This is a genomic window from Glaciihabitans tibetensis, assembly GCF_003003265.1.
Taxonomy (GTDB): domain Bacteria; phylum Actinomycetota; class Actinomycetes; order Actinomycetales; family Microbacteriaceae; genus Glaciihabitans; species Glaciihabitans tibetensis.
Map to the genome: position 1 here is coordinate 114673 of NZ_PVTL01000003.1, position 13186 is coordinate 127858.

The 13186-nt window shown below is 60.3% G+C and carries 9 protein-coding genes; 2 read left to right on the plus strand and 7 right to left on the minus strand.

What is annotated here, in order from left to right; all coding sequences use genetic code 11:
* Positions 1–57 precede the first annotated feature (57 nt).
* Positions 58–846, plus strand: a complete 789-nt coding sequence (locus B0I08_RS06485; protein WP_146134334.1) for a hypothetical protein — start codon at positions 58–60, stop codon at positions 844–846.
* 65 nt (positions 847–911) lie between these two features.
* On the opposite strand, the gene B0I08_RS06490 is transcribed toward B0I08_RS06485, so the two are convergent.
* The 7 genes from B0I08_RS06490 to B0I08_RS06520 all read right to left on the minus strand — a co-directional run bounded on the left by B0I08_RS06490 (position 912) and on the right by B0I08_RS06520 (position 10316).
* A complete protein-coding gene (locus tag B0I08_RS06490) occupies positions 912–2063 on the minus strand; it encodes an ABC transporter ATP-binding protein (protein ID WP_245884699.1) in 1152 nt (383 codons plus the stop codon).
* 114 nt (positions 2064–2177) lie between these two features.
* The gene (locus tag B0I08_RS06495; RefSeq protein WP_106211035.1) at positions 2178–3080 is read right to left on the minus strand and encodes an ABC transporter permease; all 903 of its coding nucleotides are present in this window, start codon (positions 3078–3080) and stop codon (positions 2178–2180) included.
* Positions 3081–3177: 97 nt separating this feature from the next.
* Positions 3178–4506 carry a glycosyltransferase family protein gene (locus B0I08_RS06500; RefSeq protein ID WP_181243280.1) on the minus strand — a complete coding sequence of 443 codons (1329 nt, stop codon included), beginning with the start codon at positions 4504–4506 and terminating at the stop codon, positions 3178–3180.
* Positions 4507–4546: 40 nt separating this feature from the next.
* Positions 4547–6535, minus strand: coding sequence for a glycoside hydrolase family 99-like domain-containing protein (locus B0I08_RS06505; RefSeq protein ID WP_245884636.1), 1989 nt, complete (start codon positions 6533–6535; stop codon positions 4547–4549).
* Between the two features lie 80 nt (positions 6536–6615).
* The gene (locus B0I08_RS06510; RefSeq protein WP_181243282.1) at positions 6616–7380 is read right to left on the minus strand and encodes a rhamnan synthesis F family protein; all 765 of its coding nucleotides are present in this window, start codon (positions 7378–7380) and stop codon (positions 6616–6618) included.
* A gap of 52 nt (positions 7381–7432) precedes the next feature.
* On the minus strand, positions 7433–7684 hold the full coding sequence (locus tag B0I08_RS06515; RefSeq protein ID WP_146134335.1) for a hypothetical protein: 252 nt from the start codon (positions 7682–7684) through the stop codon (positions 7433–7435).
* Between the two features lie 82 nt (positions 7685–7766).
* Positions 7767–10316, minus strand: coding sequence for a hypothetical protein (locus B0I08_RS06520; RefSeq protein ID WP_181243284.1), 2550 nt, complete (start codon positions 10314–10316; stop codon positions 7767–7769).
* A gap of 315 nt (positions 10317–10631) precedes the next feature.
* On the opposite strand from B0I08_RS06520, the gene B0I08_RS06525 reads away from it, so the two are divergent.
* Complete coding sequence (locus tag B0I08_RS06525) at positions 10632–13109, plus strand: glycosyltransferase (RefSeq protein ID WP_106211044.1); 2478 nt, start codon at positions 10632–10634, stop codon at positions 13107–13109.
* Positions 13110–13186 lie beyond the last annotated feature (77 nt).

Genomic DNA, 13186 nt, shown 5'->3' on the forward strand with positions numbered 1-13186 from the left:
CCACGTCGCGCTCCTGGCGCGAACTAACGCTAGCCGGCGGTTGAGGAAGGCAATTTCTTGCGCGCGACAATCAAGCGGAATTTTCGGCTGTTTATGCGAAGGGCAGTCCGTCGTTGGCTCCTTACCGGATTGTTCCCGTCGAAGCGGTACAGCTTCGGCCCGGTGACCGGAGGTGAAGGGCTGGTTGCGATGTGCTTATGGAACCGGCCTACCCGCGTAGCCGATGTTTTAGCCATGATGGACGCGCAGGACTTCCCTGGTGGCGTGCGACTCTTCCTGTGGAATAACAATCGCGCCAACCACGGAATCTACGAGAAAGCGATTGAGTCTTACCGAGCCAACGGCGGGCTTCGCGAAGTGAACCTCGTCAAATCCCCGTACAACCTCGGCTCAATCGCGCGCTTCTACTGGGTTCGCAAGCTGGCGCGCACACTGGATGCGCCTCCCGTGATCGTGCTGGACGATGATCAGGACGTTCGCAACGATTTCGTGAGCGTAGCCATTGCCTCCTGCAAGCGCCGCACCCTTACTGCGTGGTGGGCGTGGAGGATGACGGATGTCTACTGGGAGCGCACGGAGGCCCAGGTCGGCGACTCTATCGGACACATCGGGCCGGGTGGCATGGTTGCGGACAGCGCCCTGTTCCTCGACTCCGATTTCTTCACTCAGATTCCGGACCGGTTCGGGCTTCTGGACGACATCTGGCTGAGCCACTTCGCGGTGCAGAAAGGCTACACACTCGCCAAACTCCCCGTCGACATCGACTTCGTTATGCACGAAACCAATCAGTTCTTCTATCAGCACGACACCAAGAGTGAGTTTTACGCCTACCTCAAGGGTTTTTAGCCCCGGACTCCGCAGCATTGCCCTAGCGCCGTGCTGAGCGAGTCCTGCGTTGCCGTGCTGGGCTTTTAGGCGGAGAAACTGAACTCAGGACGAGCGTGCACTGTCCCGACTGCCAGCGGGTAGTCAGGAACGTCGAAGGAGCACGCCTGCGGAAGGTCGTGCAGGTGGATACCCTCCATGTCCATCAGGGACACGTTCACGAAGTACTTTCCCGCTCCGAATGGGACATCGCGCAGGATGAATTGCACGTCGAGTTCTCCGGAGAGTACAGGCAGCTCGATGCCCAGGCGCTTGGTTGTTGTGCCATAAACAACCTGGCCCATGGCGTTGTCGATCTGGATCGCACAGACCCACTCGGTCAATCCCTCGGGGTGTTCCAGACGGATGTCGATCTGAAGATCATCGCCCGGGTGGACTCCGTCCCGTACCTGCAGGTCTACGGAGTGCACGGTTGCCCCCAACACCTGTCCACTCGGGATTGACGGCTTGCTGGAGTGCGCTTGAACAGCGGCCACGTCCGACAACCGTCGGTCTTCAAGGATGTCCCTGAAGGCGGATACTGCCTTTCGCGGATCGCCGTCGTACTCGACCTGGCCCTTGTTGAGCAGGATTGCGCGACTGCAAAGTTCCGTGACCTGACCGAGGGCGTGGGTCACCAAAATGATCGTGCGACCTTCCTTCTGGAATGCACGGATCTTGTCCAGGCACTTGCGCTGGAAAGCTTCGTCACCGACCGCCAGAACCTCGTCAACGAGGAGTAAGTCGGGATCGGTGTGCACCGCAACCGCAAACGCCAACCGCACATACATTCCCGAGGAGTAGAACTTCACCTGGGTGTCGATGAAGTCGCCAATGCTAGCGAAGTCGAGGATGTCCTGAAAGCGCTCCTCTGTCGTCGCGCGGCTCAGCCCGAGGATCGAAGCGTTGAGGTACACATTCTCACGGCCTGTGAGGTCGGGATGGAACCCAGCACCAAGCTCCAGAAGCGCAGCGATGCGGCCCCTGCGTTCCACAGCGCCCGAGGTGGGGTCGATGATTCCACCGATAATTTTAAGCAGTGTGCTCTTGCCCGACCCGTTGTGGCCAATCAGGCCAACCGTGGTGCCCGCTTCAATCGAGATATCGAGGTCCTTGAGGGCCCAGAAGTCCTCGCGGTGACGGCGGCCCATGCGCCCCATCGTTACCAGTCGCTCCTTGAGCGAGTTGTCTTTCCTCATCACGAAACGCTTTGATACGTTGCTGATCCGCACGATCTCCGGACGGACTACATCCTCAGTTGCCTTGCGCAAAATACGAACTCCTTGGTGCATTCTCGGAAAATAGGTCGAGCGCTAGAGCTGTTGCGCGAAGTTGCCCTGCAGCTTGGCGAACACGCGCTGGAAAGCGAACAGCATGATGACGCCGACGACGATTGCAATGCACATACGGACCAAAAGAAATTCGGGGTATGCAACGGTGTCGTGGCCTGCGGTCCAGAAAGCACGTTGGAACCCGAGTACCGCGAGGGTGATGGGGTTGTCGGTGTAGATAGTCAGCAGGAGGCCGTGGCCGACGATGCCGCGGACCATCTCCCACGAGTAGACGATGGGAGACGCCCAGAGCATAAGAAGAAGCCCGACCTCTACCAGGTACTGGATATCGCGCAGGTAAACGTTCGCGGCACCAAGCAACAGACCGAAGGCGGTTCCGAACACGACGAGGATAATCACCGACGGGATGAAGTAGAAAAGATCGAGCGACCAAGGGACGCTGCCCACGACTATGGTGGCGATCAAGAGGATGCCGAGCTGGATGCAGAAGTTGAACAATGCGGAACCGACGCTGGCCAGAGGGAAAACTTCGCGAGGCAGGTAAATCTTTTTGATCAGCCCGCTGTTTCCTACGATAGACGCGGTTCCTCCGCCAACAATCTCCTGGAAGAGTCCGTAGGCGGTGAGGCCTGTGAAGACGTAGATCGCGAAGTCGGGGATACCGCGTTCTGCTCCCAGAAACTTTCCGATGACTATGTAGTAGATCATCAGCTGCGTCAACGGCCTGATCAACGCCCACACGAGACCAAGCGCACTGTCCTTGTATCGCGCTTTGATGTCACGTCTGACGAGGAGCGCCAGCATTTCGCGCTGCTGGAAAATGTGCGCGAGCGATGCTCGGGTACTCTCCAGCGTGTTCGAGTATGACGTTGTCACCGTCATGGGTTGCTCGGCGAGCATTTGTAGACGTTCGCGCTCAGTCATCGATATCACTTCATTCCGGTACAAGGCCAAGACGATTATAGGTCGGGGTATTGAGGAGGCCGCGCTCAGCCCGACATCGAGCAGCAGAAAAAGGACTCTATCCCTTGAGTCGGTTGCGCAGGCTCCGGGGTGCGCTCGCAAGCTTCTGGATGCCCACGGCAATTTGGAAGCTCGTCGTGGAGAGTATTTCCGTGATGCGTTCGTCGCGCTCGACAATACGCGCTTCTGATTTAGAAAGTTCCTGACGCAGCGCGACCAGTTCGCGCCGACTGAGCGCAAGCTCGCGCTGGCTCAGCGCAAGTTCGCGGGTGAGGCCGTCGGCGCGCCTGGTCTCTGTATCGCGCTGGACCTGCGTGCCGATCAAGAGCGCGCGCTCACCCGCGGACCACTCCAGAATTGGGTCTCGCTCGGATCGTGTGCGGTGTTGCTCGACGAGTGCCTCGAGCGCGGGACTGAGCTCGTTCGCGCGTACCTCGAACGTGTGACGTTCCAGCACCACCGCTCGCAGCCGTGCGGCGAGTTCCTGTCGGCGGGTGTCGTCTGCAAGGAGAGACTCGACCAACGGCTCCAGCTCGTCAGCGTGGGAGTAAACGGGAACGTCGGCGAGCCCGAGTTCCTCCAACCCATCTGCGGTGTTGACCAACGTCAAAGCACCGGAGAGCAAAGATTCAAACAACCGACTGTTGTGATTTCCGTACGCTTTCGCCGCTGGGATTAAGTCGTCAAGCACAAGTTGGGCACGGTTGTATATCGAGGACAGCGTGAAGTAGTCCTCGGGTCCATGGTGCCGGACGTTCCGGGGGGATGTCGCCGCGGAGACTGATCCGTACCAGTCGACGTTCCGTCCCGGGGCAAGGGCATCAACGGCGGAACTCAGTTCGCGATCGGAGCCCCACCCATTCGCGGTGGTCACGATTGCCAGGTCCGAGGCGGTCTCTGCCGGATAAAACAACTCGTGGTCACCGGCGATGGGCACGATCCGAATCGTCCCGTCGAAGTTCTTCTGGAGTACTTCGCGGGAGGGCGTGGAGGATGTCCAGATTTCATCGAAACTGCGGAGGTAGGGGAGTGCTGCCCAATTATCCGTCCAGTTCCGAACCCACGCAATGCGCACTGCGCCGGGCGGAACGAACCCAGGAATGAAGGCGTCGACCATCGTGATGACCACGCTTGTTCGCTCGGGGAGCTCTTGTCCCCATGACCCCATTGGCCACGTCTGCACACCCCAGCCCAGTCGATTCAGATACTTGCCCAGTCCCATGGCGACATACAGATCACCCTTGCCCTCAGTGAGGTCTGAAGTGGAGACCACGAACACCACCGTGCCGCGCGGTCCGTCACCTCGGACGCCGGTCGCCAGTTCCTCGTACCGCGCCTTCTCGTCAGTTTCCGGTGAATGCGCGGCGGCAGGTGATTTTGTAGTCACAGTGTAGAGAGCCTTTCCTGTGCGGTTCCGAAAGCGGCGCTCAACGGTAGAGGGCATCGCGGACTGCGAGCAAATAGGTGTGACCATAACGCTGCGACGGCTCGAGTACGGCACTTTCGGCCCACTCGTTCCACGCGTTGATAAATACTACGCGCCTGTCGAAATCCCGGTCGGCCACCGCCGAAAGACTCGCGTCCAGCCACCGGCGGAAAGTGTACGGGTTCGATCCGTACCAGATATCGGGCATCCACTGGCGCCGCGCCGTGTTGTCGAAGTTGACCATCACCCCGGGGTACTTCCACGTCGGCACGGGGTCGAGGAGGTCGTTTTCTGCGTGCTCGGCCATCACTCCGTAGTTCATGATGTTGCCTTCGAAGCGCGGGTCCATCTCAAGCCCGCCACGATCTTGTGAAGACCATTTCATGTTGTGCGGGGCGAACCCGAGGCTCGCATCAAAGCCGAAGTCGGCGGGAGTTCCCTCAACACCTTGCATGGTCGCACCGACATCAACCGTAACGAGGTGGAGGCCTTCCAGACCCGCATCCAGTGCGGCTTGCTTCCAGTATTCAAGCACCTCGGCGTAGTTCGGTATCTGGGTGATCCGGTACACGGCTAATACGGGCTTGCCATCGATGCGAATGTATCGGGCGTCGGTCAGAAGCGGCATCACGTCGTGAATGAACTGGGTTGCGGGAACATGCTCGTAGTCCTGACCGATGAGGATGTTCTTTTCGCCGCCGTCCCAACGCCGGGTGAAATTCTCATTGGCCCACATGATGCAGAATGGCGTTTCAGACTGACTTGCCGCGAGAGCTTCGATCGGAAGGTTCATCAGCTTCTTGCCGGCGAACCAGTAGTAGTAGTACATAAAGCCCTCGATGCCCGACTCAGAAGCGAGCTCGCGCTGCTGCTCCCGGACGCTGTCCTGGGTGAGATCGTAGAAGCCCAGATCGGCAGGTAGCAGCGGCTGGTTGTGGCCTTTATATACCGGCACACCCGCAGCTACATTCGACCATTCGGTAAAGCCCTTGCCCCACCAGGAATCGTTTTCCGGGAAGCGATGGAACTGCGGCAGGTAGAACGGGAGAACGCGAGCACGAGGGAACTTCACCCAGCTGGCGTCGAAGCGGTGCCAGGCATCAGTGTCAATCGTCTCGAGGGTCGCGGCGGACATCTCGCGAGTATCGTAACCTGCTTCGTCCGTAAGAATCCCAATAATTCGCTCGACTGCGTGCGCGCAGGTGCCATCCACCTGACCATGCTCCGCCTCGAAATCCTCGGGGGACAGGTCAAGTGCGCGCAGGCCTTGCAACACGAAGCCGCGAGCCCAGTACATCGAGCCGGACGCGAACCGCAGCTGCTCGTGCACCGGAGGCAGCTGCACTCGCCGAAGAAGATCACTGACGATGGCGTGGTCACCGCCCCAGAACTCCTGGCCAAGCACATTGCCATCCGCTGTGAGCACACCGAGTGTCGGGTCGGTTGCGAACGCACCGATGATCTGCTGGATGTTCTGGGTGCTCCCCAGCAACGCGGTCAGGAAGTCGCCGCGCCATGCTTCGCCGGAACCCGCCAGGTCGGGGTGGTCCTCTCGCCAGTGGCTTCGTTTGGTGTGCACCTTGAGTATCAGATCATACGGATTGAGCAAGTCGGCGTTGACCAGCGACACCAGAGGGAGGATGTCCCTGCCGTGGTTCTGTATGTCGAATACCCGCACGCTCGACAGGTTCGGGAGCGAGTCCGTTGCGAGATCGAGGGGGATGCCGGAGGCGTTGGTAACGATGAGGTCGAAGTCGACCGGCATGAGAGCCAGCGCCTCGAGTATCTCGTCCACCAGATCGAGGTAGTAGACGTGCATCACAACGGCAACCGCCGGGCGCGCCGCGGCGTCCGGCACAATCTGCGCGCGCCATTGGGCGGGGAAGTCGGACTTCAGACGCGTGGTTTTGCGCTGGACCCAGTTATGGAACCCCGCAGGAAACGACTCTGGTGTGACGGGAGCGGGAAGTGCTCCCAGTGTCTTCGCCACTTTGGTGAACTGTCGACCAACTCGTCGCTTTGCTCCCGCTACGGTAACTCTTCTCATATTTCTGCAAAATTCCTAAGCGGTTAGATCCAGGTTCTCGGGTCGACGCCGAACCTGGTGTGAATGTCTTCAACGATGAGGTGCCCGTCTGGAGCGAGCGAGGGGTTGGTGATTAGTTCGCGCTTGACAAACGGGAAGCCGAGATCGAGCAGTCTTTTCCAGCCTACGACAGACGGATTCAGACCCGTGTCCACCACTCTCTCTGACTTGAAGCACGCGGTCATAGTAAAGGCCTCTCCGAAGAGAAGCCTGCTGAGTCCCAGCTCATAAGCGTGGATGATGGCCTGCTTGTCTGTTTCCACACGCAGGCTGAACCAGAAGTCACGCAAGCCCTTCAGGTCGAGCGCGCCTGCTCGAAAGCCCATGAAAAAGCTTTGGATGTGGGGGAAGAACTGTGTTGTGTTTGTTGCAGCCCACACATCTGCACCGGCTTGCTCGAAGTCATCGACCATCGTCTGCAGGCTTCCGAACGGCCCCACCAGGCTGTCGTTGACAAGGAGCACATAGGGTGCTCGTCTTACCTGTGGAAAGCGCTTAAGCGCCACCGCCCAGGAACCGAAATCGTACCCAATATTCGGCTTGCGCAGCACGAGGGCAGATCCAGTGAAATCTTCCGACCACTGCAGCGGCGCAGGATTGTCGGAAGCGCGCGACACAATCACCGTGTATCCGCATTCTTCGAGCCGCTGAACCATACTCTCCAGCGACGTCGAAACCGTGGGAACGGCGCCATAGCTCGCGATGACGGCGTAACGATCTGAAGCAGCCAGGGTGGAAGATCCCTCCACTCGCACGTGCTGCTCAGTGCTCGTCAAGACGGTCTTAGGTCGAGACATACGGCTAACGCCTCGTGATGAGGAGGTGTCCGCGTCGCAGCGTCCGGATGGGCAACGTAATTTTCCACGACAGAGTGTTCCGCAGGGCAACGATCTGAGCGATATACCGATTATTCTGCGCCTTTTCGGCAGCCAGGAGTAATTCTGTCTCGCGCAGACGTTCGTCGGCCCGAGCGGCCAGCACCCGAAGCCGGGCGATTTCGATGCGCGCTTCCCGCAACTCACGCTCAACGGCGCCCGGTTGTGCTGATGCCAAGTCCGCGTCCTACCTCACGTTGGTGGTCACGATCGTGATCGTGACTCGTTCGGCTCTGATGCTACCGGACTCGCGTAGCGGGTTAGGGCACCGTCACAGTGCGGCAGCCCAGGCTCCTTCCGTCGGCGGTCAGCATCATGCAAACCTGGTGAGTACCAGAGGGGGTGGGGATGGTGGTGTCGATGCCGTGATTGTCGCCGACGCCGGGCAGATAGGCGTTGATCCAGGGCAGCGCGCGATTGGCGGCGACCGCAGTGCCAACACCGTCGATGTCAACCCACAGGTAAAGCGTCGCGGTTGAGTCCCGTTGGGCCGCCCACCCGGTGATCCGGACTCCTCCGGCCACTCCGGTCACTGAATCGACGCTGTTCGGGTAGCGATCGGGCACGGTTGCGGTGATGCAGCCGAGCGGCGCTCCTTCTTTGGTCGCGGTGGCGCAGATCTCGTGGGTGCCCGGGGTTGTGGGGATGAATCCGGAGAATCCGTGATTGGGCCCGGCACCGGGGTAGAGCCCCTCGATCCAGGTCAGGGGGAGGTTCGCCTTCAGGGGTGCCCCGCCCTCGCCATCGATGGAAAACCAGACGTAACTCATCGTGGATTTGGTCTGGTCGAGCGCCCATCCGGAGACATTTACTCCGCCGAGCACACCGGTGGCCGTGTCAAGATGGCCTGTTTCGGTATACGGCACGGTTGTGGTGATGCATCCGAGGGGTTGGCCTTCTTTGGTCGCGGTGGCGCAGATCTCGTGGGTGCCCGGGGTTGTGGGGATGAATCCGGAGAATCCGTGATTGGGCCCGGCACCGGGGTAGAGCCCCTCGATCCAGGTCAGGGGGAGGTTCGCCTTCAGGGGTGCCCCGCCCTCGCCATCGATGGAAAACCAGACGTAACTCATCGTGGATTTGGTCTGGTCGAGCGCCCATCCGGAGACATTTACTCCGCCGAGCACACCGGTGGCCGTGTCAAGATGGCCCGTTTCGGTATTAGGCACGACGACGGTCTTACAGCCGTACGATCGCCCTTCCGAAGTGCCGTTGACGCAGACCTTTTGTTCTCCGGGGGCAGTAGGAATAAACCCGCTGAACCCGTGGGGTCCTTTCACATTAGGGTATGCCGATGCGGCGGCCTGGGAAGGTACGTTCGCGATGAAGGGCTTCCCTGTCGCCCCGGCTGTCGCCCAGACGTACGTTGACGCCGATGTGCTTTGGTCGAGGCTCCACCCCGTGATCTGAACGCCGCCCAGAACGCCGACAGCAGACTCAAAACTGCCCGCTTCATTGGTGGGAACGGTGACTGTCTTGCAGCCCAGGAGGGCCTCGGAACCGGACACACATACGAGGTGCGCGCCCGGTGACGCCTTCACGGTCACGTCGAAGCCGTGGCGACTGCCGGTGCCGGGGTATGCGCCCCCGGTCCATGGGAGGTCGACATCCACCTTGTATGCACCGCCCTGACCGTCGACGTTGACCCAGATGTACTGGGGCGCTGAAGTCGTCTTGTCGAGTGACCAGCCTGTGAGTCTCACGCCGCCCTGAACGGCGGTTGCGGTGTCGACGTTTCCGACACCGCGGGAGGAAGACGGCACCGCAACGGTGGAGCAGCCAATTGCCGTTCCATTCGTTTGATAGACACACACCCGATGCTGTCCGGCGGAGGCCCGCACTATGTCGTCGTACCCGTGCTTAGTACCGTAACCGGGATAAATGCCTTCGATCCAATTGAGCGGATCGTCTGCCCTGATCGAGGTGCCCACGCCGTCGACCTCGACCCACAGGTACGTCGAATCCTTCGAGTAGGGGTCAACAGCCCACCCCCGAACCTGGACACCCCCGCCGACACCGACGGCGAGGTCAAGCGCGCCATGGGTCGACTTCGGACCGGTGGGCGAGCCAAACCAGTCGCTGAACATTCGCCAGAAATTCCGGTTGCCATAGGCGCCGCACGAGTCGCCGGAACCGTAGAGGTTAGCCAAGGCGGAGCGGTTAGGAACATAGGGCGTGTAGATGTACAGGTTGGCCGTCGCCTGGTTTTCGATATAGACAGGCTGGGTGCCGCACCCCGGGTTGGGGTTGTACTGAATGTTGACAACGGTGTTCGCCTTGTACCGATACGACGAGGCGTGGTTCTCGTAGTAGCGGTACTGCCACGCTGCCTTATAGACCTGGTTGTAGAAGCCGGAGAATTGGGCGTCGCACGGAGCGGTGTCCGGGCATGCATACCCGGTGGCTTTGATGTACTTCGAGGCATCAGGCGCCGTGCTCGTGACGAGCGTCTGTTCCTTCTGGAGTAGCACGAGGAGTACCTGCGGATTGATTCCGCATGCAGTTGCGACCCGAGAGATGATCGTGGACGCGCGTTCCTGCGTAGCTCCGGTGTAGGCGCGGCACTGGGCATCCGCCGACCGTGTCCAGGTGTCCTGTCGGTAATTCTTCAGGCAGTTGCCGCCGGGGGCGCACGTGGGAACCCGAATCTCGAGAAACGACTGTATTTGTTGCGATGTCATGGCAGCCGAGTCGTGAAACTTGGCGTCCGAGATGATGTTCCCCGGGTTGAACGCACTGGCCTCTGCCGCAGACGCGGGCTCGGCCGCAATCGTTTGCGTAACCCCGACACCCGCAGCGAGTGCGAGAACCATTGTTATTGCGAGAAACCGCGCTCTAACCAAACTGCGAATCATGGTGACCTCCGGCATGGACCGCCACGCGCGACAGCGCGCTACAGTTTCTAGTACTTCTCCCCCCAGAAGAACCTGGAATGCCGCAGCAAGGTCTTCCCCGGATGCGATCAGACTACGTTGATTTGTCGCGATTGCCCAGAACACGGCGAGTTCAAAAGCACATCGCTTGCCAAAGAACACTCTCCGACGCGCGGCTCCGCGGTCTTCGCTCGAGGATCGGCTTCCATCCACTTGATAAACTCGGGCCTTCCTATCAATCCGTGAAAGGCCCCAATGCCTCAGCTTCGTCCCGGTGTCGTCTCGGTCATCCTTGTGAATTTCCGCGGCGCGACAGACACGATTGGAGCGATAGAGCAGCTCCGCGCCCTCGATTGGCCTGCGGAGAGGCTGGAGATCGTCGTCGTGGAGAATGCATCAGGAGACGACAGCGCGCAACGCATCAACGCTGCCGCTCCCGACATTGTTTTCGTTCAATCGAAGGAGAACCTCGGGTTCGCGGGCGGGTGCAACCTCGGCGTCGCTAAGTCATCCGGCGAGTTCGTTGCTTTCCTGAACAACGACGCCCGACCCGACAAGGCATGGATCTCGGCGGCAATTGACCGATTCGCCGAGTCGCCGCGAGTGGGCGCCGTAGCGAGCAAGGTGTTGGACTGGGACGGCGTCAACGTCGACTACATCGGTTCAGCCCTGACCTGGTTCGGTATGGGATACAAACCCTTCACTGCAGAAAAACTCGAGCCAGGCATGCCGGAGCCCGGCGATGTGCTCTTCGGGACCGGAGCTGCAATGTTCGTGCGCCGCGAGGTCTTTGCAGAACTCGGCGGGTTTGATGAACGGTATTTCATGTTCTTCGAGGATGTCGACTTCGGGTGGCGCTTGAACCTCCGGGGGTGGCGGTACGTCTACGAGGCGGGTTCGCTCGCCTTTCACAAGCATCACGCGTCGATGACGTCATTCGGCGAGTTCAAGGAGAGCTATCTGCTCGAGCGGAACGCGCTGTTCACCCTCTACAAAAACCTTGAGCCTGACACCCTGAATGATGCGTTGCCCGCGGCAATGGCCCTAGCGGTGAGGCGCGGAATGGCAAAGGGAGCCGTAGATTCAACTTCCTTTGACCTGCGCAAGCCCGGAGGGGACGGGGAGGAGTCCCTGCAGATCGCGAAAGCGGCGCTGACGGGAGTGTTCGGGATAGACCAGTTCGTGGAGCACCTCCCCAGCCTCCGGGCGTCAAGAGATGAGATTCAGTCGAGCCGCACTGTCTCAGATGCCCGCCTGTGGCGTTTGTTCGGGTTGACTGACATGCCCGCGTTCCAGGACGAGAGCTACCTCGCGGGCTATGAGAACATCGTCTCGGCATTCGACGTGATCGAAGCCCCGGCCGCGACGCGCGTCCTCATCATCACGGGCGACCCAATCGGCAAAAAGATGGCGGGGCCGGCCATTAGGGCCTGGAACATGGCGCAGGCGCTGGCGTCGGAAAGCTCGGTAACGCTTCTGTCACTCACGGGTGTGGAGAGTGTGTCCGCTCCTTTCGACGTTGTCCACGTCCGGCCCGGCGACGACCGGGCATTCGCGCCGTTCGAACGCGATGCCGACGTCATTATCTTCCAGGGCCATGCGATGAGCGTGTTCGAGGTCTTGCGCACAACCAAGAAGATTCTCGTCGTGGATATCTACGATCCGATGCACCTCGAGCAGCTCGAGCAGGCGAGAGAGCTTCCCGCAGCGGTATGGGAGAAGCAGGTGAGTGACGCCACCGGTGTACTCAACGAACAGTTGGCCCGTGGCGATTTCTTCCTGTGTGCCTCCGAACGCCAGCGCCACTTTTACCTCGGCCAGCTTGCTGCCCTCGGACGAATCAACCCGGCGAACTACGCTGCGGATCCCGACCTCACTGACCTCATCAGCGTCGTACCGTTCGGATTCGACGCCACGGCCCCGGCGCACAAGAAGGCTGTGCTCAAGGGAGTCCGGCCGGGCATCGGAGCGGATGACAAGGTGCTTCTGTGGTCGGGAGGTCTCTATAACTGGTTCGATCCGAAGACCCTCATTCGCGCAGTGGCGGAGTTGGCCGAGCGCAGGCCCGAGGTGAAGCTGTTCTTCCAGGGGACCAAGCACCCCCACCCCGGGGTACCCGAGATGCAGATCGTCGCCGATTCGCGAGCACTCGCGCGCGAGCTGGGAACGCTGGATAACTCGGTGTTTTTCAATGATTCGTGGGTCGACTATTCCGAGCGCGAAAACTACCTTATGGAAGCCGACGCCGGGGTCAGCACCCATTTCTCGCATATCGAGACGACATTCTCATTCCGCACTCGCATCCTGGACTACCTCTGGGCAGGACTGCCGATGGTGATCACGGAGGGCGACCATTTCGCGGAGCTGGTTGCACGGGAGTCGCTTGGCATCGCGGTGGAGGCCGGCAACGTGGCCGGCCTGACCGCCGCGCTCGAGAAGATCCTGTTCGACGAAGATTTCATCCGGCAGTCTCGCGAGAACATCGCCCGAGTGCGGGAGCAGTACCGCTGGGACAATGTTCTCGAGCCCCTCGTAACCTTCGTCGCTTCGCCGCATTCGGCCGCGGACCGGGCAGTCGGCTCTCGGTCTGATGCACCGAGACGTGGGCGTCCACGGCAACGGATCAAACGAAGCGGTTGGCGCCATGATCTCGGATTGGTGAAGTTTTACCTGCAGAATGGCGGGCCGAAGACTGTTGTCAGGAAGATCCGGTCGCGTCTGCGGAAGAGGTAGCCGCAAGGTCGGGTCGGCAAAGTGAGTTAAGATTCAGCTGTGCGCCTCCATGGGGTTGCAGTCGGGGAGCCTATTGC

Excerpts from the sequence above, each read along its gene's own strand:
- B0I08_RS06495 (WP_106211035.1), bottom strand. The coding sequence starts at position 3,080 with ATGACTGAGCGCGAACGTCTACAAATGCTCGCCGAGCAACCCATGACG.
- B0I08_RS06520 (WP_181243284.1), bottom strand. The coding sequence starts at position 10,316 with ATGGTTCTCGCACTCGCTGCGGGTGTCGGGGTTACGCAAACGATTGCG.
- B0I08_RS06525 (WP_106211044.1), top strand. The coding sequence starts at position 10,632 with ATGCCTCAGCTTCGTCCCGGTGTCGTCTCGGTCATCCTTGTGAATTTC.
- B0I08_RS06490 (WP_245884699.1), bottom strand. The coding sequence starts at position 2,063 with ATGAGGAAAGACAACTCGCTCAAGGAGCGACTGGTAACGATGGGGCGC.